Here is a 22,952-nt window from a genome sequence, read left to right as displayed (position 1 = left end):
GAGCGATTTCACGAAGACTTTCATTACCTTCAATGTATCGTTTAACCGCTTGAATCTTATCTTCTACATGAATTTTTCTCACTTGAACCACATCCTTTTTCTTTGAATGTGTCCAAGTTTTGGGGTGCAGTTCAAACGCGTCCGCCTGGAACGCAGAGTAATGTTGCCTTCCCCTCACCCACTCACTTCGCCAACAAAAACAAAAACTGTCCCCCCACGTTTATGTGGAAAGGACAGTCTTTGTATATCAATCGCTATCATTATTTCTTCTGCTCAATTCCAAGCCGAATCTGCTCCATCGCATGCTTTTCAATTCTTGAGATTTGAGCCTGTGAGATTCCGAGCTCCTTAGCAATTTCGGTTTGCGTCTGACCGAGGTAAAATCGTTTGGAAACGATAAGTTGTTGACGTTCGTCCAGCTCGCTCATTTTATCTTTAATGGACACATAGTTCATCCAACGATCCTCTGATACTCTCTGGTCATGTAGCTGATCCATCATATAAATCGGATCGCCGCCATCGCTGTTCATTGGCTCATGCAACGACATAGGGTCCTGTATGGCATCTAAGGCGAAGAGTATATCTTCTTCCGGTATGCCGGTAATCTTCTCGAGATCTGAAATTCTTGGTTCGTGTTGATGTTCGTTGACATATTGTTCTTTTGCCCTGATGGCTTTATAAGCGATATCACGTAACGATCTGGATACACGAACAGCATGATGATCACGAAGATGTCGTTTTATTTCTCCAATAATCATCGGCACAGCGTAGGTGGAAAACCGGACATTATGTTTTAAGTCAAAATTGTCTATGGCTTTCAACAACCCAATACAACCAACCTGGAATAAATCATCAGCCTGCTCTCCACGATAGTTAAAGCGTTGAACAAGGCTAAGTACGAGACGTAAATTCGCAAATACCAATTCATCTCTAGCAAATTCGTCACCGCTTTGCAAACGGATGAATGTCTCTTTCATCACATCGGCAGTTAATAAAGGCAGCTCGGACGTATTGATCCCACAAATTTCTACTCTTGTACGTACCATTGGCTCTTCCTCCGCATTCTATAGGTGAGTGTACAGAGTAGTGTGTCCTCAACTCTTTAGAATATGCGAATTCACGAATCGCCAATTTCTGCCGATAAGCCCAGTTATGAAATTGGTTGATTTAGTCGATCTCGTAACTCAGAAATTATTTTCTTTTCCAATCTAGATATATACGATTGTGAAATACCGAGAAGATCCGCTACTTCTTTTTGTGTCATTTCATTCGTGCCCATTAGTCCGAATCGTTGTTCCATAATATAACGTTCTCTTTCATCTAAAACTGAAATGGCATCGATCATATATTGACGCTCTAGCTTTTTCTCGACATCGTCTATAATAATGTCTTCATCTGTCCCTAGGATATCCGATAGAAGTAACTCATTACCATCGGCATCCGAATTTAACGGTTCATCAAATGAGATCTCCGAACGAATTCGATTCGTTTTACGCAAATGCATTAAAATTTCATTTTCAATACAACGAGAAGCATATGTCGCCAGCTTAATATTTTTATCTGCTTTAAAAGTTTCTATTGCTTTGATCAAGCCGATAGTTCCTATACTAATGAGATCTTCAATATTCGTGTTCGTATTATCGAAGCGCCTTGCGATATAGACAACGAGACGTAAATTTTTTTCAATTAATGTATCACGCGCAGCAGCATCGCCATTCATTAATGCCGCAATCATTTTTGCTTCCTGCTCCTTATCGAGTGGCTTAGGAAGAGACTCATGTCCACCAATATAAAATATGCCGCTTTTTTGTCTAAAGAATCCCACAATATAAGAAACCCATTTTTTTACTTCTATCAACATATAGCCGTTCTCCCTTCTTCTTTTAGTACATCCATCGCACTCATTTGCAAAATAGCCACTGCACCTTGAGGATATTGATGCTGTTCTTTCGTCAAGACGATGTATCCTACAGGCAATAACTCTCCTTCGAGCAACCAGCTATCATACTTGATTCCAACAGCCCACGAAGCACCTTGAACAGTCTGCAATCGTATTAAACGAAGATTCTTTTGATAAGTAGCAGGGAAACTCGCCAAGTCTGGAGATTTTTCAGGATTCCAGGACACTAGTGCTGAAGCGAAGTCGTCTGGCAGCTGATCTTTGATTGCCTGATAGCCAATAAAATGCACAGGATCTCCTGATAATGGTTCTACGCAATGATTACCCGTATCGATGAATACCTTAAGTGGAATGGAATGTCCCCATAAATTCAATTCTGAGTCCAGCGTGAAACTCATTAACTTATTCATCATGCGTGTGTCAATCCATTTATGCTTCACGATGTATAACGACAGATAGGTTAGACCAATCGCTACGAATAAAAAGCGTTGATTTACGCTGATACTAATCTGTGCATAGATCAAGGTCAACATTCCACCTGCGAAGAAAGCCGCAATCAGTACAGCGAGAATCGAACTTTTCCAACTCCTAAACGTTTGTCCAAATGCGATATACGTCATTCCTAAAAAAGTGAAGATCATCGCTGGCAAAGAATACGGGAACAACGTAATAAAGAAGGCACCGAGAAATGCTGCGCTCCATAACCTCCTTTTGCTCGTTTGATGATTTCCAACTTTATTAGTGAATGATAGGATGGCGTAGTTAAAGAGCATGTTGATCCCTATCATCAGTTCTCCATACATATGCCGGCCTCCTTACAAACAGATTATCATGGCTTTAATGAAAAACCTGTCGGGCTTTGGATGGTTTCCTATAAAAACTTCGACATATTTTTAAGTGCGTATAGTCATCGCGCTATGACGAAATCAAAAAAGCTTCCCGCATGAGAATTTCATCTCTTGCGGGAAGCTAGTTCTATTTATTATTTACGACGCGTACGATTACGTAAGAACGTTGGGATATCCAATTGTTCTTCGTGCTGATGCTGCTGATTAACCTGTGGCTGTCTCGGCTCAGCTTGTTGTTCGTAACGTGGTTGCTCTTCATATCTGCTCTGTTGTGCTGGCGGTTGCTGTTGTACAGCTCTTTGTGGGCGAACGCCACCCGTTACCCCAGCACCACGTTGTCTTGATGGAGCTAATTGTTCTTCGTTAAATCCTGTCGCGATGACTGTGACGATGATTTCATCTTTCAAGTCGTCGTTGATAACAGAACCGAAGATCATGTTAACGTTTTCGTCTGAAGCAGTGGCAACAATATCAGCTGCTTCCTGCACTTCAAACAAGCTCAAGTTCGAACCACCTGTAATATTCATTAAGACACCTTTGGCTCCATCGATTGATGTTTCAAGCAACGGACTAGAAATCGCTTTTTTCGCGGCTTCCGCTGCACGATTTTCACCAGTAGACATACCGATCCCCATCAATGCAGATCCTTTGTTGTACATGATCGTTTTCACGTCAGCAAAGTCGAGATTGATCAATCCAGGTACTGCGATCAAATCCGAGATACCTTGAACACCTTGACGCAATACATTGTCAGCTTCTCTGAACGCTTCAAGCATTGGAGTGTTTTTATCCACAATCTCCAGCAACTTGTCATTTGGAATAACAATTAGCGTATCGATTGCTTCTTTCATGCTTGCGATACCGCCAGCTGCTGAAGTAGATCTCTTTCTTCCTTCAAAAGTGAACGGACGTGTAACCACACCTACTGTCAATGCACCAATATCTTTAGCGATTTGAGCGATAACTGGTGCTGCACCCGTACCAGTTCCGCCTCCCATACCAGCTGTAACGAAGACCATGTCTGCTCCACGTAGAGCTTCTTCGATCTGCTCTTTACTTTCTTCAGCAGCTTTTTTACCTACCTCAGGGTTAGCGCCTGCGCCAAGTCCTCTAGTAAGCTTCTCACCGATTTGTAGTTTGATTTCAGCCGATGATAATTTCAATGCTTGAGCATCCGTATTTACCGCGATAAATTCTACACCTTGCACTCCATGTTCAATCATACGGTTGACCGCATTGTTTCCGCCGCCGCCCACTCCAATAACTTTAATTACCGCTAATGCATCTATATTCGTCTCAAATTCAAGCATTGATTTTCCTCCTCTAAATTATCTGTAATTCCCTGTTCAACACAATGGTTTACTCAAAGAAATTGTCGAATACTTTTTTAGCGCGTTTCATGAATCCTTGACCTTTTTCTTTTTTCGGCTTAACTGGTCTAGCTACAGGTTCCGCAACTTCATAAATGGAGTCTGATGATTGAGGTGAACCAACCGGCTCTTCTTCATAACCAAAGAACACATCTTCCATATATGCATAGCGAATCAAGCCAACCGCAGTAGAATACATTGGCTCACGGACACCAATATATTCTGGTGTGTATAATCTAGCTCTTGTTTTAAAGACATCACGAGCCAACTGTAAAATCCCGTCCAATTTAGCTGTACCGCCTGTGATGACGATACCGCCAGGCAAGTCACGGATACCTGTTGCATATAAGTCTTCGAGAATCAATTCGAACAATTCTTCAAGACGTGAACCGATAACATCAGAGATATAACGCTGGCTATATTGATCTTTTGCATCTGACCCTACTACCGGTACTTCAAATAATTCTTCATCTGAAGCATCATCATAATAGGCGTGTCCATACTGATGCTTAATCATTCTTGCTTGTTCTGTAGGTGTTTTTAAGACGATTGATAAGTCTTTTGTAATATGATCTCCGCCAACAGGTAATACAGACGTACTAATCAAACGATTTTCAGCGAACACCGAAACCGTAGTTGATCCTCCACCAATATCGATAAAGGCAGTTCCATGATACATTTCATCTTCAGATAATGCGAATGTACCTGCCGCCAATGGCTGCAAATAAATTTCGCGTATTTGTAAACCAGCTTTTTCTACACAGCGTAAAATGTTATGTAGTTGAGTTTTGGACGTCGTAATTAACGTCGCGTCCATTTCCAATCTTACTCCCATCATACCACGGGGGTCTGTGATTTCATCATAATCATCGACAATAAATTGCTTTGGCACTAAATTGACGAATTCTCTTTCCGGTGGAACATTCATTACTTGTGATGATTTCATAACTCTTTCTAGGTCATCATCTGTGATTTCACGATTTTCAGAGTTCACAGCCACAACACCTTTGACGTTTTGGAACTGAACGCCATTTGCAGGTATGCCAAGAACTACTTCTTCAATTTTCAAGCCTGTCATTCTTTCAGCCTGTTCAATCGCTTTACGGATTGACTGGACAGTGGCATCAATATCAATAATTGTTCCTTTGCGAATTCCAGCAGATTGTACATTTCCTACACCGATTACATGCAGGGCATTTTGATCCATCTCCCCAATTAAGACTTTAATTGTGGATGATCCTATATCAAGTGATACGTAATGATTTGATTTACTCAATTATTGACACCTCCTTAATGTAACTAGTAACTTCCATTCTATTGTATTATGACTGCTTTGTCTAAATATTTTCAACACCCTCTTCTAAAAACATGTAATATTACGCATTTGTGTCGGAATTTTTGTTTCTACCCGTCCATTTTGCGAGCAAGATTCTTCTGATGACCGCGATGTTTTGGAATAATCGTACACCAAAAGCGAAAACTGCTGCCAAGTATAAATCTACACCTAAGTGTACACCGATAAAAGCAAGTGCTGCTGCTAATAGTATATTGAAGAAAAATCCGCTGACGAATATTCGGTCGTCATACACTTGCTGAAGATAGGCTCTGATTCCACCAAATAGTGTATCAAATGCAGCGAGAATCGCAATAGTTAAATAGTTATTATATACTTGCGGGATCTGTATATCCGAGAGCAAACCTAGTGAAACGCCAAGGAGGAGCCCAAGTAAGGGTAGCCACATATTGTCATTCCTCCTTTGTTTGTTCTTTTAAAAACCGATTTTCAAAACCGCCCGTCCAGCCTTGTAACGTAATGTCATCCGTTGGTTCACTAATTGTCAGTATTAAGTCGTCCAAATAAAACTCATCTTGTATGGTAGTTGTCAATAATTGATTATACAACTTTTCACTTTCTTCCTTCGTAGGAGAAACGACTTTAATATTGAACGGTGGTGTGGAAACCACTTCCCCATTGACGGTCAGATTACCATTGATATCCCGGATCCAACTCAATGTAGTAAAACGCTTGCCATCAATCTCCAACTCATTACCTTGTTGTTGATTCACCACATTAATAAACCAAGCCAGCAGTTCAGACGATACTGGCTCTATTTCATAACCGAACGCAATACTTTCAGGGGATGGCGCGACTTCTATTACAAATCCTGGACCAGTGGTCGGCATGAATCCCGCTTGTTTATACAGTTTATCCAACGTGTCTTGCAACACACTTGCTGCATTGGCTTCGGGTGATGCATTATAAGCAACAAGCGTCTGGTCAATTCCCCTGATTTCTTCTAAAAGTTCAGAGTGGATTTTTCTTTCACTCGATAATTCTTTACGAATAGCCCATAAATCTCGTGTGTCTCGTGGAGATGTAGTATTCATTGTGTTGTATTGTAAAGCCAATACAAATCCCACTATACCGAGAATCCACGTGAACTTCCAGTGTATTTTTTGCTTCACTCTACCCCCCCACAATCCCTCATACTTCGTCACGAATCGCAGGTAGTTGAACTTCCTTCATTTCTTCCAATGTGACGACGATATTATCTCGCAACAAACCATCTATAACACTGCCTTTTAAATGTAGCGCTGGAGTTAGCACTTTCGGATCTCCTACTGCTTCTATAATAAAAGGTGCTGGAAACGTTCTGCCATCAACCATAATAACAGGGCCTGTACATTTTATGTACGAATTCGAATTAATCCGTTGCCCATTGATTGTCATTCCTTGCGCACCTGCGATTTTCAATTCATTAATTACACGTAAAACGTGACTTTCATGGACGATATAATCATTCGGATTTTGTATTGAAGGATCATAAGCTGCATCTTCCAGTGTTACTTTTACTCCTGCACCTTTTGACGGAATATCGCCAAGCAATAATCTTAAATCTCGAGCTTTTTCCACAAGAACCGCATGATTTTTTTCTTTATCGGAGAACTCCTGCTCAAACGAATGCACTTTTTTCTGTTTCTCCAATAATTCATTTGTCAATTCCTTATTTCTCTCTTGCTGATCGATTAAATCGGCCCGATACTGTTCTTCTTGCTGAAATAAATTGGTTTGCTGTGAATCCAACACTTGTTGCTTACTGCCAATTGTACGGTAGGAAAATGCAAGCATGAAGCCCAAGACTAGAAATACGATGGATAGCACCAATTGCTTGCCGCGTTTTTCTCTAGTTTTCTTCAGTGTTTTGCTCACTTTTTTCCTCCTTATTCATTTCTACTTCGACCGGCTTGCCCTTTGTTGTGGCTGACTCTTCAGTGGGCTGTGGAATTTCCACATCTATCGGTACTGGTTCTTTGTAGAAATCTGTATATGTTTTAAAATACACGCCAATTTCAATATCTAGCACGCCTTTTTCTTCTTTTGGCAATTGAGCGATGATATCCGGATAGTAGGACATTTTATCAGCGAAACCTAAAATCACTGCATGTACCTCATATCCATCACTCATAAATACGTCAATTTTTTCTTCTCCTTGATAACGAAGCTCTGACAGGAGTTCAAAAACTGTACTATCCATCATTTGTAGTTCACCGATCATTCGTTCCGTCACTTCAGGATCGGTAAAACCAGATAGGATAGGCGCATGAGAAAGGATATCAGGATCGGTAGTTTCTAGGCGATCACCATTTTCCAACAATAAATTATATTGTCCTTGATTCTCTATAAAGGCAACCGGTTCCCACTCTGTAACATGAATGGAAACATCATTATAAAAATCACGACTCACCGTGGCATCTTTCACGCCGGGAATTTTCTTGATATTTTTTTCTATATCTTTAGCACGGAAACCCCATAGTGATTGCCCCTTATACAATCCACTCTGATCTTTATACTCCTCACTTTTGTGTAAAACAGTCTCATTAATGGATATATTCGATACATCGCTTAATGAAGATTGGAAATACAATAAGGCAAGAAGAACAAGGACGAATATCACGACGAGTAGAAGAAAGCTCATATTGGCCTTTCTTCTGCGTTTTTTACGCATAGATGGAATCCGATCTTCAATATCTATTATTTTTTCCACATCCTGTTCTCCCTTCATCCTGCCCTTTTATTCGCAGAGTAGTGTAAAATTGTTCCAACAGCAAGCCAAGTGGTCAACAGCGAGGATCCTCCATAACTTATGAAAGGCAACGTCACCCCTGTCACAGGCAGCAAACCTGATACGACTCCCATATTTAAAAACGTTTGGAAAGTGATCATGGACACCATACCGGTGACAATTAAAAACGAATTCCAGTTGTTCAGCCGAATCGCTATGCCGAATGCAGAAGCGAATAACAAGATAAACAGCAATACGATAGACGCTGCACCGATAAAGCCTATTTCTTCTGCTATAATCGAAAAGATAAAGTCATTTTGAGGTTCAGGCAAGTACAAAAACTTTTGACGACTATTCCCAAAGCCATGACCGAATAATCCGCCAGGGGCAATTGCGAATAAGGATTGAATACTTTGGAACCCCGTACCGAGAGGATCGTTCCACGGATCAATATAGGATTTAATTCGATCCAAACGGTACGGTGCAGCTAGAATGAGTGCGATAAAAGCACCGAGTCCTGAGACGAAAAGAAAGATAAAGAATGACAATGGATAGCCTGCCAAGAAAAGAATGACAAAAGCAGATACTATCATGATGACGGCAGAGCCGAGGTCAGGTTGCAACATGATCAAAGTTGCGGGTAATAAAATCCATGCAAAGTGTTGCCACTGCCAGGACTTTTCTTTATGTTTCTTCATACCGCTTGCTAATTTTCCAAGCAAAGCCACCTTAACGAATTCCGCCGGTTGCAAACTAATGGGGCCAAACGCGATCCAGCTTTGAGAACCATTTCGCACCGCTCCAATACCCGGTATCAATACTGCTACCAACATTAAAATTGAAGCGATATAACAATAGGTCCAAAATTTAGGATGGGATGTTAACGGACTTTTGACCAGCACATAAGCGACAGCCAAGGAAATCATCATATAGATGCCTTGCTTGACGATAAATGGAGAAGAATCTTGATAATGTACTTCTCCCCAATAAGATCCTGCCGATTGCACAAATACTAATCCAATCAGCGACAATAATAGGGCGGTTGTCAAAAAGATTATTCGGTAGGTTCTTTCCAGCGTTCGCATCCTTCCTCAAATTAATCGATCATTCCCTCACTTTACTCTCTAACTATTACAACGAATTTACAACTTCATGACTGCATCAATAAATTGATCTCCACGAATTTCAAAGCTCTCGTATTGATCCCAACTTGCACAGCTCGGTGACAATAAAATCACATCGTCTTCACAGCTACACGCATATGCCTTCTGGACGGCTTCCTGCATAGTCGATGCTTGGATTGTCTCTGTTACACCACAAGACTTCGCAAACTCTGCAAAACGCTCTGCTGTCTCCCCTATCGTCACGACAGCACGGACATTTTTCATATAAGGGCGTAATTCTTCAAATGAATGGCCTCTGTCAAGTCCACCTGCAATCAAAATAATTGGCATCTTAAATGAGGAAAGTGCACTTTTTGTCGCTAATGTATTTGTCGCTTTTGAATCATTGTATATGGTACGACTTTTTACTTCGCGAACAAATTGCATTCGGTGACGAACACCAGTGAAAGAACTTAAGACATTTTCTATCGCTGTTTTTTCACACCCTGACAATATGGCTGCTGCTGTCGCTGATAAGATATTCTCTAAATTATGGCGACCCGGTAATTTTATATGCTTAATTTCTATGAAAGGTTCGCCTAACCAATAAATCCATTCCTCATCTGCTGAGATACCCTCATCGGCTTTTCCTAGTGCTGTGAAAGGAACTTTTTGAGATTTAAATGATTCTACTGCCTCATTAATTAACTTTTGATCAGCATTAAAAATCAAGTATTCTTCTGAAGTTTGATTGCGTGCCACTTGCAACTTTGCATCCAGATACTCTTGCATCGATCCATGATAGTCCAAATGCGCTTCGTATAAATTCGTAAAAATTGCAATTCGCGGGACAAAACTTTCTGTTCCAGCCAATTGGAATGAAGAAGCCTCAAGCACAATCACTTCATTCGCATGAGCTTTTTCCGCCACTGTACAAGAAACCGTTCCAATATTGCCGGCAATCAACGGTTTTTTATTGGCCATATTGAGCATGTGATAAAGCAATGTTGTGGTTGTTGTTTTACCGTTTGAACCTGTAATGGCAATAATCGGTGCTTCACTGAGAATACCTGCTAATTCCACTTCGGTCCAAATTGGGATATTTTGCTCAACAGCACTAGCTATCAATGAATTGCTATAAGGAATCCCCGGATTTTTCACGATGAAGTCGAAATTTTGATCCAGCAAATCATTTGGGTGTCCCCCACCAATGACTTCGATTCCTTGTGTTTGAAGTTCCACTGCCTCTTCATTGCCTTCTAGCGGTTTGGAATCATTGACTACAACTTCAGCGCCCAGACGCTGAAGCAAACCTGCTGCTGCCACTCCACTCTTCGCAAGACCGACTACGAGTATTTTTTTACCTATGAATTGTTCAGTATTCTTCATCTACATGACCTCCAAGAAGACCGGTACGAGGGCGGCAAGCAATGCCACACCCCAGAACACAATCACTACTTTCCATTCAGACCAGCCCGATAATTCAAAGTGATGATGAATAGGGCTCATTTTGAAGACACGTTTTCCAGTCATTTTAAAACTGATGACTTGAATGATGACAGAAAGGGTTTCTACTACAAATACAATTCCGATGATCAATAACAATAATTCCTGCTTGATCAATACTGAAATCATAGCTAGCGCGCCACCTAATGCCAATGAACCTGTGTCTCCCATAAATACTTTTGCTGGTTTGATATTGAATAGTAAAAAACCAAGCATTGCACCTGCTACTACAAATGCGAATAACGCGATATCGTTTTGCTCATATGCTAAAGCAAATACACCAAATGCCGAGAATGCGATAGTTGATGTACCGCCAACTAGTCCGTCCAATCCATCCGTTAAGTTGACTGCGTTTGAAAAGCCAACGAGCCAAAAGACTAAAAATGCCACATAAAATACACCTAGATCTATTCCCATTTCTGTGAAAGGAATCATTACGGTCGTTTCGAATGGTCCGAGTTTCAGTAAGAAAAAGGCAACAATTGCAATAATGATCTGCCCGATTAATTTCTGAAGTGATGTCAACCCTAAGTTGCGCTTCGCTACGATGATAATAAAGTCATCTAGGAAGCCGATGATTCCGAAACCAACCAGCACGATTAATAGCACAATCGTATGAGTAGTTAATGTGTCGTTTATGTAAGATAAAGTGAGTGTTGAAATTAATATGGAAAGAAGGAAGATGAGCCCGCCCATCGTAGGCGTTCCCGCTTTCTTCAAATGCGCTTGCGGGCCCTCTTCCCGTATGCTTTGACCAAATTTCAACCTTCTAAGTAATGGGATGATGATCACCCCGATAATCGCTGATACGAAAAATGCGACAGCGATTATCGTGACTGTGGTGCCGAGTGTCATGGTAAGTTCTCCTTCTACTATCAATTGCGTGTCAGTGAAGCACTGCTTATTCTGTGTACAAATGAATCGTGTCTTCCACGGTCATCAAAGTATGGGGAGCAGGCAACTGTCGAATGACTTTCTTGCCTTTTCCATGCCACTTAACTTTGAACGTGTAATTTTGTGACAGTAATTCTTTTTCATTCATTCCAAGTAAATCGGGTGAACGGAATGTGATCGCGTCTCCCCATCGGTATTCTTTTTCCAACTGTTCTTTTCTTCTTTCAATGTTAGCAATCGGGGCAATTTCTTCAATAATCCGTCCGACAATTGGTGCAGCGATGACTCCTCCGAATTGAATGGAGTTCTTCGGACTATCGATAGCTAGATATACGAGTAGTTCTGGATCATCTGCAGGCGCGAAGCCGATGAAGGAGACGATATAATCACCATCTTTATAGCGACCATTCTCCACTTTCTGTGCCGTCCCTGTTTTACCACCGATACGAAGTCCATCTGCAAATGCATTACGCCCCGATCCATTTGCCACCACAGATTCAAGCGCGTGCCGTACTTCGGCTGATGTTTCTTCGCTGATTACTTGTCTTTTCAATTCAGGTTCGAATTCTTTTAACGTCTTACCTTCAGAGTCCTTTATCGATTTGACGATATAAGGCTTATAAAGTTTACCGCCATTAATAGCTGCGGCAACTGCTTGCACTTGTTGGATTGGTGTAACAGAGATTCCTTGCCCGAACGAAGTGGTTGCCTGTTCTACTGGTCCAAATGCTTCTTCAGAAAACAAAATACCTTTTGATTCTCCAGCAATGCCTGATTCTGTCGAGCTACCAAAGCCGAATTCACGAATATAGCGATCTAATTTTTCGCTACCGAGTCGCTGACCCATCGTAATGAAACCAGGGTTACATGAGTTTTCTACAACTTCCAAAAATGTTTGATCTTTATGCCCTTCCCGTTTCCAACACCGTAATCTGGCGTTTGCAACGACTTTATAACCAGGGTCATAAAAATTTTCATTCTCCAAATCGATGACGTCTTCTTCCAAACTTGCCGCCAATGTAAGAATCTTGAATGTGGAACCAGGCTCGTATGTCATCCATACAGGCAAATTCCGGTTATAGATAGTGGAATCCGCTGATTGGTATTCCCGTGGATCAAAACCAGGTACGGATGCCAGTGACAATAATTCTCCTGTTTTCGGATTCATTATGATTGCCAGTGCCTGTGTTGCATCATACTTCTCCATTGCTTGGATCAGTTCGCGTTCCACAATTTGGTGCATCTTCAAATCGATAGTCAGTTCCAACGTCGAACCGTCTTTTCCATGTTCGAAACTATCCTCTACATGGGGCAATGCAATTCCTTTGGCATCCGTGAACAGTCGTACTTTGTCCCCTGTTCCATTCAGAATTTCATCATACGCATACTCAATACCCGCCAAGCCGTTGCCATCATAGCCAGTAAAACCGATCAAACGTGCTAATAGATCATCATATGGATAATGGCGAACGAAATCTACACCTACATACAAACCCGCTACTTGTAGTTTAGTAATTTCATCGCCCTGCTCTTTCGTGATGTTTTTTCCTTCCGGAGCTAATTTCACCATATATGTTTTTTTCTTCAGTTTTTCTTCCAACGCTTCTGGCGGCATGTTAAGGATTTTTGCAATTGCTGGTATATCGCTGGAAATGTCAGGATTTTGAGCTCGCATGAAATACAACGTGGGTGCTAGTTTATTACCAACAATTAACTTACCACTTCGGTCGGTAATATTTCCACGCATGGCACCAAAAGGAATTTCAATATCCCAATTTTCTTCTGCTTTTTCTTTAAGCCATTCATGCTTGACGATTTGGACATGAAATAGTTTACCTATAACAAGTAGTAGGCAAATAAGAAAGCATAAGAAAGCTGCACGTAAACGTTTTTTGGACTGCATATCAATAAATGAACGCAATGACTCACTACCTTTTTTTCTATTAAGGTATGCTGTGAAATCGTGCGCTATACATTAGCCGCCCATGATTTGCTCCTCTTCGTTCTCTTCCTTATCTTCATTACTTTTCTTTTTATTATACTGCTGCTCAGGCGTCCGAAGTTCAACGACGATCGGATCTTTTTTGTTTACTGACGTTCCTTCCGTTACGCTTTGTCCCACAACATAACCTTCTCCGTTGATTCGAATGTCCAACTTTGAAAGGTTCATAAAGGAAAGTACCATTTTTTTAGACCAACCTGTCATGTCTGGGAATGTCGTATCCCCTTTTGTTTCCAACAACACAATCGCGTCCTCCGGTAATTTCGTGTCAGCTTTTGGTATTTGTTTAGTTACTTTGCCACCTTCTCCGATTAGTACGGTTTGGAAGCCATCCTCGACTGCCAAAGAAGCTGCCGTTTCTGCATCTTCTCCTTCATAGTCCCCAACTTCTTTTACAGGAATCACTTGTTCATCATCAGGAGCAATGTTCAAATATTTCAAGCTGTTTTCCATAATCGGATTAAACACTTTTGATACAGGGTCAGAACCTAATTCACCTGCTTTTAATTCAGGTTGCTGAACAGTTACATAAATCAGAAGCTGCGGATCATCAATCGGTGCCATTCCAAGGAACGAGTATAAGTAGTTCCCATAGCCAGACATATAACCTTTTCCATCTGTTTTAGGAAGTTCGGCTGTACCTGTTTTACCGCCTACTGCGTAGTTTTCCAAATGATACTTTTGTGCAGTACCATGTTCTGAAGTCACTGTTGTCGCAAGGATTTCACGCACTTCTTTGGCTGTTGCTGCGGAAATCGGCGTTCCATTTTCTTCAGGTTCATGGTTCTCCAGCACTTCTTTCGTATTCGGATCAATGATTTGATCAATTACATATGGTTTCATCATGACACCGTTATTTGCAATAGCAGAAGCAGCCTGTATCATCTGTAATGGCGTCACTGTAGAACCTTGCCCATAAGAAGTCGTCAGTCGTTCAGCCGGATAATTATCCAATACTACTCCCGGTGCTTCATTTGGTAAATCGATTCCAGTTTTCTTGCCGAAACCAAATTTATGAACATATTCAATGAATTTCTTGTCGCCAATTCTTTCCAGTAAGTATGCCATTCCCACGTTAGAGGAACGTTGCAAACCTTCCATAAAAGAAATGGTGCCCCAGCCATTCACGTTAACATCACGAATCACCCGGTCGTAGATTCGATAAGATCCAGATTTGAAGTAATCGTCCGGTGCCCATTTACCTTCTTCCACTGCCGCGGCCAATGTGAACATCTTCATAGGAGAACCTGGCTCAATCGTCTGCTCAACTGCATCATTTAACCAGTTTTCTGTTAACCCTTCTCGCGTCATCGGGTTAAACGTCGGTCGCTGACTCATTGCCAAAATTTCACCCGTTTTAGGATTAGACACAAGCACAAGCATTTTCTTAGGAGAATATTCTTCTTCTACTTGATCCATCGCTTCTTCTACGAAGTTACTGATCGTCTTGTCCAATGTAAGCTTAATCGTCTGGCCATCTTTGGGTTCCTCAATTTGTTTGCTAGCCGTCGGCAATAAATATCCCCAACCATCTGATTGATAATTTACTTTTCCATCAACACCTGTTAGTTGCTCGTTATATGTTTTTTCAAGCCCCATCTTGCCTTTGGTGACAGTTAGATTATTTTCCAATTCTTCTTTTTGGGCGAAGCCCACTAAGTAAGAAGCGAATCGACCGTTAGGATAGAATCGTTTTTTACCTTCTACAAACAAAATACCCGATAAACCTTTTCTATCGAGTTCTTCCTTCATTTTCAATACCGTTTCACGATTCAAATCTTTGCCCGCGCGACCAAACTCAATTTGCCATGCGCCCTCTCTAGCATTTTCCATTTTATCGTAAATTTCACGTTCTTTTAGCGGTAAATACTTGGCCAGTACTTTCGCCGTCTCTTTATAATTGGTTACGTGATATTTTTTTTTGCTGTTTTTACTTGCAGCTTCGTTCACTACAGCAACCACATGGTAACTCAATGTATCTGACGCAATCGGCTCGTCGTTTCGATCAATAATAGATCCACGACTAGCTTGTAAGACGGCATTTTTTTCATATTGGTTCGAGGCGATTTTCGCTAACTCTTTACCATCTACTTGGCCTGTCATCTGAATAAAAAGAATTCTGCCGAATAATATGAAAAAGAGCCCTCCGAATACTACTAACATTAGAAAGGCTCCCCATTGAAAGCGAAACTTCTTCATCGTCCTGGTACAACCTTTACGTTACTTTCGTTAAGGTTCAAACCACTCTCTTGTGCTTTTTTCCAAATACGTTCGTACGTGGATTTGTCACTCACTTGAATGGACAATTCATTATTTTGTTTTGCAGTATCTTCAATTTCAGAGTTCATCAACTGCACTTCTTTATTTACAGCGTTTATATCTGAATGTGTCTGTAAAAGCATTGAAGAAGATCCAATTGTAAATGCCGCAAATAAAGTGAACAATATCTTTTCGCCTTTAGAAAAACGTTTTTTTACACGGCGGACAACCTGTGGCTGATTTTGATCAATATGCTGTCCTATCTCCGGTGTCTGTGACGTATTTAAGTTCCGTTGTTCTAGTCCCATTTGGCTCGATTCCCCTTTTCTATTTTCTCTCTATAATTCGTAACTTTGCTGATCTGGCACGTTTATTATGCTCTATTTCTTCATCTGTAGGGATGATCGGCTTTCGTGTTATAAGACGGAAATCCGGATCCATGCCCTCAGGTATAATAGGTAAGTTTGGCGGCAACTCCGGCATGGAAGAAGCTTCCTTAAAAATAGTTTTACATAAGCGATCTTCCAGTGAATGGAAGGTAATTACGCTGATCCGACCATCTCCACGCAATAACGTGAGGGCATCAGTTAAAGATTGCTCAGCCGCTCCTAGCTCATCATTTACCGCAATTCGTATAGCTTGGAAAACACGTTTCGCAGGATGGCCTCCGGTTCTTCTGGCAGCTGCTGGAATGCCCATTTTAATAAGTTCAGCTAGTTCACCTGTTGTACGTATAGGCGCATCTGCGCGTGCTTCTTCAATTTTACGAACGATTTGCTTCGAGAACTTCTCTTCACCATAACGGAAGAATATCCTCACTAAATCTGAATACGACCATTCATTGACTACATCATAAGCCGTTAATGGCGCAGAAGTATCCATACGCATGTCCAACGGTGCATCATGATGGTAACTGAAGCCTCGCTCGGGTGTATCCAATTGTGGAGAAGAAACTCCAAGGTCATATAAAATCCCATCTACATGAGAGATTCCTATTTTCGCCAATTCATTTTTCAAGTCTTTAAAGTTTGCATGGACGAAGTGTACTTGTGCAGTATAGTTCGATAGTTTTTTTTGCGCTGCTTCAATAGCTGTCATATCTTGATCGAAGCAAATTAGTTGTCCTTCAGATGATAGAAGTTTGACAATTTCTTCACTGTGACCTGCACCACCAAGTGTGCAATCCACGTAAATGCCATTTTCTTTTACATTCAAGCCTTCGACGGCTTCATGCAGTAATACTGTTGTGTGGTTAAACATGGTTATTCCGCCTGCTTTCAAAATTCAAAATCAATTAGGTTTTCTGCAATGTCATTGAATGATTCTTCAGATTCCTCGTAATACGCTTCCCATAGTTCTGTAGACCAGATTTCAATCCGGCTGGATACACCGATAATCATACAGTCCTTTTCAATCTTCGCAAATTCCAGTAAGTTTGCGGGTATATTTACTCTCCCCTGCTTATCCAGACTTGCTTCGCTTGCTCCTGAGAAGAAAAAACGAGTGAATGCCCGAGCATCTCTTTTTGTAACCGGCAACGCTTTCAATTTTTCTTCAAGCTTTTGCCATTCATCCAGTGGATATCCAAACAAGCAATTATCCAGTCCACGGGTTAAAATAAAGCCTTCTGCTAATTGCTCCCGAAATTTCGAAGGAACGATCAGTCGACCTTTCATATCGATTGAATGCTGATACTCACCCATGAACATATAATTCACCCCACTGTATGAAATAATGTACCACATCCCCCCACTTTCCTCCACCCACTACACCATTTTTCTTCGCATAATTTTTAAAATGTGTCAATAGTACTTCTTTCTAATTTATATTCTCGTCCATATCCCGAAAAAACTACTTTTTTCGCAATTTTCTCTAGTCATTACCTTTAAGAAAATTTCAATACCAATTAGAGAATCTACTAGTGAGTATGAAGGCTGGAAGCTCTAGTTAGAGATGCTTTCTATCTCTAGAGAATGCGTGAGTTGATTACAAATCATTCACTGACGTTAGTATGGGAGATTGCATTGTATTTAAACTTATCTACACGCAATTTTAGATTCCGTACATCCACAAAAAGTGAAACGTAAGAGTAGCAACTCTTTTGAACATCCATTCTCCGCGAGCCCGCGGAATTGCGGCTCTTCTAAAGCGACAATCCCTACCACAACTATATAAGTTGAACAAATTATTTGTTACGTAGTAGTACTAAGTTGCTTGGAGTGCAAGGCGGCTCCTGGGGGATTAGCGTGCGCCTTGAGACCCCGGCCAGATGCCTTAATTTCTGCAAAGTACACAGAAATACGGCAAAGCGAACCCTTCGCTGTTCGCTTGGCTCAAGCCACGCCCCTCGGAAAACGTCCGCCTGGAACGGAAAGCAACGGTTGGTACCGTCCATTTCTTTAATTCATCTTATATAATTGGCTAATTAATCTTTTACATGAAAACAAAACCCGACATTCATAGAACGAATGTCGGGTTTAAGTGGTTTCTTATAAATAGACTAACTGATGTGATCCATTACACGTATAAGGTTGTTTCAGAAGCTCGTCAATCAATCCTTCACCGAACTGATTCATGTAAAAGTATGGCGAGTAGAGACGCTCTTGCAAGGAACCTTCCGGAAATAACTGTTCCGAAATAATGTGAAAACGCTCGTATTGCACATGGTTCTTTAGCAAAATCGACTGTTCTTTTTTCTTCTGTAAATAATCAAATTGACTAGTATGGAATTGTAAGTTTTTATTGAGCAATTGTATTAGTTCCGGATCTGTTGTTTTTAGATGTGACTGTAACTGTTCGTACTGCATCTGCAATTGATTCTTCGTTTCTGCCAACAAACGATCGAATTGCTCATCTCGCTGTTGCTCTCGCCATTTTTCCAATTGTTCCGGTAGTTCGTCATTCATTACTTGAGTCATTGAAATCCCCGTTAACTTTAGGGCTTCTTGAACTTGTCTATTGACCAAAGTAATTGAAAGTCGCGGTACGATTACTGGCATATTGATTCCCATGATGTGAAATGCCTCTTTCAATAAAGACCAATAAGCAATTTCGCCAGGTCCACCGACAAATGCCAATACCGGGAATACGAGATCTTGCATAATAGGTCTCGTAGCGACGTTGTTACTGAGCAACCATGGCTTATTTTTCGCTACAGTATGCATTTCTTGTTCTGTAAAGGACACGCCCGCTTGTTCATTAACGAATTTGCCATCTTTTCTTCGGAGTAGTACTCTGCCTGTATCGTGAACATAAAACAGATTGGCATCTTGTTCTTCCGATTCAATTGGCTTTGCGTAGCCATATGTGTGAAGTTGTTGTTCTGCATAGTAAATGCTTTTCGCCATCGCTTCCGTATTTTCAATCATTTGTGAAAAGTAAGGCGACTCCAATTGACGCAACGGCTTATAAGCTGCGTCCATAAATAATAATCCATGCGCAGTAAATAGGTCATTCATCAATGAAGTAAAGAAACCTGTGAAATTCTGTTGTTGCTCTACAGTTTGTAGCACATCACGCAATAATTTTTGCGTATAGGACGTCTCTCCATAACTTTTAAATATCTTCTTAATATACACGGTCATTTCTTTTTGATCATAATACGTGTCTGAAGCCATCGCTTTTAAAATGGTCGGCTGTTTAAACTGCCGCTTAACCGCTTTTCCTGCCTTCGCAGTATATGTATGATTGATTTCGTTAATATCGTGATCTTCTCCAGCAATCCAAAACACAGGAACTACAGGTTTACCTAATTCCTTTCGTTGTTTTTGTGCCAATAAAATCACGGATATCGCTTTATGAACAGAATATAAAGGTCCTGTCAAAACTCCCGCTTGTTGCCCACCAATTACTACCAATGCGTCTTGAGAAAGCTCTTGAATATACTGAGCAGCCAAGTCTGATATTCCAAACGGCTTCATATAACTTTCTACCGCAGCAGCCAGTTGCTCTCTCTGAAAAGAACGTCGCTGTAGTTCCTCTGCTCTTTCTTCATACCCTGCAGGTGTCATTTCATAGTCGAAAAATCTATGGAAAAATTGTGGATCGTGACGATACGCTTCCATCAATTTATTCTTTTTCGGCAACTCCATTGTGTCCAAGTCCATCTCACAAACCCCTTTATGTACTATACTACAGCAAGTATATCACCTCATCCGATCAGGTTGAATAGATACGCTTATGAGTACCCATTAGTTCACGTAGCGGATGATCTGCACTGTAATTCCGGTAATGAACAGTATAAAGTAAGCTGCCGTTAAGAGTAGAAAATACGCTCGCCACGTTCTGCGTAACACCCAAGATGTCCGAAACTCTTTTTCCCTTGAACGTTCTATCACTGCAAATCCGATGGCAATCAAACACAAAATTCCGATTAACAAAATAGGAAGCCAAACATCCCAAATTGCACGAATCAAAATCAAAACGGTAAGTACCATAAACGGTGTAGTCCAATCTACCGCCCATCCGATCCTCTTTTTCTTAGGTAATCCTATTTTCTTTGCAACAATAATTAATACAACTAAAATGATAAATGGGAACAATAATAACGCTCCAAGTATATTCGTCAACATCCGCCACATTCACTCCTGTTTATTCCAAGCAGTGCAGTCTCTAGCATTTGCAAAAAGGGAGCACTGCCACCTTTTTGATTAATTTCTTTCAACACTGCCGTTAAAATAGTTTCAATTTCCATATTCCGTCCATTTATTCTATCCACAAGCATAGAAGAGTGATTATCGGCTGTTTTACGGCATACCCCTTCTATATCATTATAGCTTAATAGATCGCCATATTCTTCAAAGTTGCTGAGTAACTCTTTACACAACTGGCGGAATAACAAATGGAAATAAGGATTTTCTAATAACAGTCCATTCCTTACTTCCAACAATGCGGTTAGTGGGTTGATCGCACAATTGATCAGTACTTTACGAAGTAATAACTGCTTTGCATTTTGTTGCGTAGTAATGGGAAAGTTCTGTGGATCTATTTCTTGCATCCATTGTATAATTGGAGCAATCTGGTCATTTTCCACCATGTTAATAGGTCCAATACCGTTATGTGAAACTGTTCGATCATCTATTCTTGTTGCACCATGCTCGACTGTCGCGAATGACACACGCCCAAGTGGATACTGCGTAATCAGCGATAGATGTCCAATTCCATTTTGAATGAACAATAAATCCGGTTGTATGGACATAGCACTGATTTTGGATAATACAATGTGCAACGCGTCATACTTCACAGCAATAATCCATAGCGCGTCTTTAGGCAACTCTTCAATATGTATTGTTGAATCTACTTCATATGTAAAATTTCCTGGTTCTCTTACCAGACCACTACGTAAGCGTTTTGCTTGTTCCTCTCGTCTTACCCAAAAGGTCACGTTTCCCTCGTGTTGAGCTAAATAGGAACCGATTAATAAACCAATGGATCCGGCTCCTACCACTACAAATCGCATAGTTTTCCTCCTTAAAAAAGAGACCCAGTGAAGGCGTCTCTGTTGGTACGTTTTATTATACAGGATAGACAGGATGTTTTCTCGAAGAATTCGTAATTTTTTTCGTTTTATAATATTCGAATCTTTCAGCAAGCACTGACCGTAGATGATGAGGGGCGACCACTTCATCAATGATAAGTTCCGAGGCCATTTTATAAATATCAATTTCTTCTTTATACTCTTGCTGCTTCTCTTTAATAAATGCAATTCTCTCTTTCGGATCCGCAATGGCTTCGATTTTATTCGAGTACACCGCATTAACAGCTGCTTCCGGACCCATTACAGCAATTTGTGCAGTCGGCAACGCAATACAGACATCCGGCTCGAATGCAGGACCTGCCATCGCGTACAGTCCTGCTCCGTATGCTTTACGTACGACAACTGAAATTTTCGGTACAGTAGCGGAGCTCATCGCCATAATTAGCTTGGCTCCATGACGGATAATTCCTTGTCGTTCCACTTTCGTTCCAATCATGAACCCTGGCACATCTGCAAGGAACAGCAACGGTATAGAGAAGGCATCACATAATGTAATGAACTTCGTTACTTTATCCGCTGAATCCACAAACAGCACACCACCCTTGACTTTGGGCTGATTCGCAATAATTCCTACAGGACGTCCATCAATACGCCCAAGTGTAGTGATGACTTCCGCCGCAAATAACTTCTTGATTTCGAATAAGCTATTATTATCCACTAATTGATCGATCGCCTCATACATATCAAATGGAGCATTTTGATTTTCAGGAATGATTTCTTCCAACGAACGACCTTCTTTTACCTCACGGGATTCCGCTATTCTAGTAGACTGCTCAAAGTTTGCTGGGAAGTAGGATAGATACTTACGTGCTTCTACAATCGCTTGCTCTTCAGTACTTACTAGCACGTCCCCACATCCACTTACCGTACAATGCATGCGTGCGCCACCCATTTCTTCCAGCGTCACTTTCTCACCTATGACTTTTTCAGCCATCCTTGGTGAACCTAAATACATCGAGGCGTTACCTTCTACCATAATGACAATATCACAGAAGGCTGGAATATAGGCACCGCCTGCCGCAGAGGGCCCGAATAAAAGACAAACTTGTGGAATGACACCCGATAAGCGCACTTGGTTATGGAAAATACGACCAGCTCCTCGACGATTCGGGAACATGTCTAGCTGATCTGTAATACGTGCACCCGCAGAATCCACTAAATAAAGTAACGGTACACGAAGCTTTTCAGCCGTTTCTTGAATACGGATAATCTTCTCTACCGTTCTTGCACCCCACGACCCTGCTTTAACTGTAGTGTCGTTAGCCATCACACAAACTGTTTGACCGTCGATTTTTCCGGTGGCAGTAACCACTCCATCTGCAGGTAGATCTTTTGCTTCACAGTTCGCAAATTTTCCATCCTCTGCATACTTACCATCGTCAAATAAAAGACGCAATCGTTCTCTGACGAATAACTTACCTTGCTCTTCTAATTTTTCATGATATTTTTCTGCACCACCCTTCATAACGT

At 41.1% G+C, this 22,952-nt stretch carries 21 protein-coding genes; all 21 read right to left on the bottom strand.

Annotated elements, in window-relative coordinates:
• Positions 1-260 precede the first annotated feature (260 nt).
• Complete coding sequence (sigG, locus tag CSV70_RS14990; protein ID WP_085133171.1) at positions 261-1,046, bottom strand: RNA polymerase sporulation sigma factor SigG; 786 nt, start codon at positions 1,044-1,046, stop codon at positions 261-263.
• 104 nt (positions 1,047-1,150) lie between these two features.
• On the bottom strand, positions 1,151-1,861 hold the full coding sequence (gene sigE / locus CSV70_RS14985; RefSeq protein WP_085133170.1) for an RNA polymerase sporulation sigma factor SigE: 711 nt from the start codon (positions 1,859-1,861) through the stop codon (positions 1,151-1,153).
• A complete protein-coding gene (locus tag CSV70_RS14980; RefSeq protein WP_099628682.1) occupies positions 1,855-2,703 on the bottom strand; it encodes a sigma-E processing peptidase SpoIIGA in 849 nt (282 codons plus the stop codon). Before CSV70_RS14980 ends, sigE begins: the two co-directional genes overlap by 7 nt.
• Before the next feature lie 179 nt (positions 2,704-2,882).
• On the bottom strand, positions 2,883-4,058 hold the full coding sequence (gene ftsZ, locus CSV70_RS14975; protein WP_099626332.1) for a cell division protein FtsZ: 1,176 nt from the start codon (positions 4,056-4,058) through the stop codon (positions 2,883-2,885).
• A gap of 49 nt (positions 4,059-4,107) precedes the next feature.
• Positions 4,108-5,394: a cell division protein FtsA gene (ftsA, locus tag CSV70_RS14970; protein ID WP_085133167.1), complete on the bottom strand. Its 1,287-nt coding sequence runs from the start codon at positions 5,392-5,394 to the stop codon at positions 4,108-4,110.
• A 100-nt stretch (positions 5,395-5,494) separates the two neighbouring features.
• Positions 5,495-5,860, bottom strand: a complete 366-nt coding sequence (locus CSV70_RS14965) for a small basic family protein (protein ID WP_085133166.1) — start codon at positions 5,858-5,860, stop codon at positions 5,495-5,497.
• Between the two features lie 4 nt (positions 5,861-5,864).
• Positions 5,865-6,584, bottom strand: coding sequence for a DUF881 domain-containing protein (locus tag CSV70_RS14960; protein WP_099628681.1), 720 nt, complete (start codon positions 6,582-6,584; stop codon positions 5,865-5,867).
• A 19-nt stretch (positions 6,585-6,603) separates the two neighbouring features.
• Complete coding sequence (locus CSV70_RS14955) at positions 6,604-7,329, bottom strand: DUF881 domain-containing protein (protein WP_232319166.1); 726 nt, start codon at positions 7,327-7,329, stop codon at positions 6,604-6,606.
• The gene (locus CSV70_RS14950; RefSeq protein WP_158232257.1) at positions 7,304-8,164 is read right to left on the bottom strand and encodes a cell division protein FtsQ/DivIB; all 861 of its coding nucleotides are present in this window, start codon (positions 8,162-8,164) and stop codon (positions 7,304-7,306) included. The genes CSV70_RS14955 and CSV70_RS14950 overlap by 26 nt, the downstream gene beginning before the upstream one ends.
• 14 nt (positions 8,165-8,178) lie before the next feature.
• Positions 8,179-9,267: a putative lipid II flippase FtsW gene (gene ftsW, locus CSV70_RS14945; RefSeq protein WP_085133163.1), complete on the bottom strand. Its 1,089-nt coding sequence runs from the start codon at positions 9,265-9,267 to the stop codon at positions 8,179-8,181.
• Positions 9,268-9,324: 57 nt separating this feature from the next.
• A complete protein-coding gene (gene murD, locus CSV70_RS14940; RefSeq protein ID WP_099626330.1) occupies positions 9,325-10,674 on the bottom strand; it encodes a UDP-N-acetylmuramoyl-L-alanine--D-glutamate ligase in 1,350 nt (449 codons plus the stop codon).
• Positions 10,675-11,646 carry a phospho-N-acetylmuramoyl-pentapeptide-transferase gene (mraY, locus tag CSV70_RS14935; protein ID WP_085133161.1) on the bottom strand — a complete coding sequence of 324 codons (972 nt, stop codon included), beginning with the start codon at positions 11,644-11,646 and terminating at the stop codon, positions 10,675-10,677. It abuts the gene before it with no gap.
• A 46-nt stretch (positions 11,647-11,692) separates the two neighbouring features.
• Entirely contained in the window at positions 11,693-13,588 is a 1,896-nt protein-coding gene (locus CSV70_RS14930) for a penicillin-binding transpeptidase domain-containing protein (protein ID WP_099628705.1), read from the bottom strand.
• A gap of 72 nt (positions 13,589-13,660) precedes the next feature.
• Positions 13,661-15,850, bottom strand: coding sequence for a penicillin-binding protein (locus CSV70_RS14925; protein ID WP_232319165.1), 2,190 nt, complete (start codon positions 15,848-15,850; stop codon positions 13,661-13,663).
• A 32-nt stretch (positions 15,851-15,882) separates the two neighbouring features.
• Entirely contained in the window at positions 15,883-16,254 is a 372-nt protein-coding gene (gene ftsL / locus CSV70_RS14920) for a cell division protein FtsL (protein ID WP_085133159.1), read from the bottom strand.
• Between the two features lie 19 nt (positions 16,255-16,273).
• On the bottom strand, positions 16,274-17,206 hold the full coding sequence (gene rsmH / locus CSV70_RS14915) for a 16S rRNA (cytosine(1402)-N(4))-methyltransferase RsmH (RefSeq protein WP_085133158.1): 933 nt from the start codon (positions 17,204-17,206) through the stop codon (positions 16,274-16,276).
• 17 nt (positions 17,207-17,223) lie between these two features.
• Complete coding sequence (gene mraZ, locus CSV70_RS14910) at positions 17,224-17,655, bottom strand: division/cell wall cluster transcriptional repressor MraZ (protein ID WP_085133664.1); 432 nt, start codon at positions 17,653-17,655, stop codon at positions 17,224-17,226.
• Between the two features lie 780 nt (positions 17,656-18,435).
• Positions 18,436-20,052, bottom strand: a complete 1,617-nt coding sequence (gene bshC, locus CSV70_RS14905) for a bacillithiol biosynthesis cysteine-adding enzyme BshC (protein ID WP_085133157.1) — start codon at positions 20,050-20,052, stop codon at positions 18,436-18,438.
• A gap of 84 nt (positions 20,053-20,136) precedes the next feature.
• On the bottom strand, positions 20,137-20,517 hold the full coding sequence (locus CSV70_RS14900; RefSeq protein WP_158232256.1) for a DUF3397 family protein: 381 nt from the start codon (positions 20,515-20,517) through the stop codon (positions 20,137-20,139).
• Positions 20,511-21,404 (bottom strand): ketopantoate reductase family protein, encoded by an 894-nt coding sequence (locus tag CSV70_RS14895; RefSeq protein WP_158232255.1) that lies wholly within the window; start codon positions 21,402-21,404, stop codon positions 20,511-20,513. The genes CSV70_RS14900 and CSV70_RS14895 overlap by 7 nt, the downstream gene beginning before the upstream one ends.
• Positions 21,405-21,459: 55 nt before the next feature.
• Positions 21,460-22,947, bottom strand: a complete 1,488-nt coding sequence (locus CSV70_RS14890; protein WP_099628704.1) for an acyl-CoA carboxylase subunit beta — start codon at positions 22,945-22,947, stop codon at positions 21,460-21,462.
• Positions 22,948-22,952 lie beyond the last annotated feature (5 nt).

Source organism: Sporosarcina sp. P25 (genome assembly GCF_002743235.1).
Classification (GTDB): domain Bacteria; phylum Bacillota; class Bacilli; order Bacillales_A; family Planococcaceae; genus Sporosarcina; species Sporosarcina ureae_B.
The sequence above is the reverse complement of the archived record's forward strand: the minus strand, read 5'-3'. Positions and strand labels throughout refer to the sequence as shown.

Bases quoted from the DNA above. Each gene is read 5' to 3' on its own strand.
- sigG (WP_085133171.1), bottom strand. From the start codon at position 1,046: ATGGTACGTACAAGAGTAGAAATTTGTGGGATCAATACGTCCGAGCTG.
- sigE (WP_085133170.1), bottom strand. From the start codon at position 1,861: ATGTTGATAGAAGTAAAAAAATGGGTTTCTTATATTGTGGGATTCTTT.
- CSV70_RS14980 (WP_099628682.1), bottom strand. From the start codon at position 2,703: ATGTATGGAGAACTGATGATAGGGATCAACATGCTCTTTAACTACGCC.
- ftsZ (WP_099626332.1), bottom strand. From the start codon at position 4,058: ATGCTTGAATTTGAGACGAATATAGATGCATTAGCGGTAATTAAAGTT.
- CSV70_RS14965 (WP_085133166.1), bottom strand. From the start codon at position 5,860: ATGTGGCTACCCTTACTTGGGCTCCTCCTTGGCGTTTCACTAGGTTTG.
- ftsW (WP_085133163.1), bottom strand. From the start codon at position 9,267: ATGCGAACGCTGGAAAGAACCTACCGAATAATCTTTTTGACAACCGCC.
- murD (WP_099626330.1), bottom strand. From the start codon at position 10,674: ATGAAGAATACTGAACAATTCATAGGTAAAAAAATACTCGTAGTCGGT.
- mraY (WP_085133161.1), bottom strand. From the start codon at position 11,646: ATGACACTCGGCACCACAGTCACGATAATCGCTGTCGCATTTTTCGTA.
- CSV70_RS14930 (WP_099628705.1), bottom strand. From the start codon at position 13,588: ATGCAGTCCAAAAAACGTTTACGTGCAGCTTTCTTATGCTTTCTTATT.
- CSV70_RS14925 (WP_232319165.1), bottom strand. From the start codon at position 15,850: ATGTTAGTAGTATTCGGAGGGCTCTTTTTCATATTATTCGGCAGAATT.
- ftsL (WP_085133159.1), bottom strand. From the start codon at position 16,254: ATGGGACTAGAACAACGGAACTTAAATACGTCACAGACACCGGAGATA.
- rsmH (WP_085133158.1), bottom strand. From the start codon at position 17,206: ATGTTTAACCACACAACAGTATTACTGCATGAAGCCGTCGAAGGCTTG.
- mraZ (WP_085133664.1), bottom strand. From the start codon at position 17,655: ATGTTCATGGGTGAGTATCAGCATTCAATCGATATGAAAGGTCGACTG.
- bshC (WP_085133157.1), bottom strand. From the start codon at position 20,052: ATGGACTTGGACACAATGGAGTTGCCGAAAAAGAATAAATTGATGGAA.
- CSV70_RS14900 (WP_158232256.1), bottom strand. From the start codon at position 20,517: ATGTTGACGAATATACTTGGAGCGTTATTATTGTTCCCATTTATCATT.
- CSV70_RS14895 (WP_158232255.1), bottom strand. From the start codon at position 21,404: ATGCGATTTGTAGTGGTAGGAGCCGGATCCATTGGTTTATTAATCGGT.
- CSV70_RS14890 (WP_099628704.1), bottom strand. From the start codon at position 22,947: ATGAAGGGTGGTGCAGAAAAATATCATGAAAAATTAGAAGAGCAAGGT.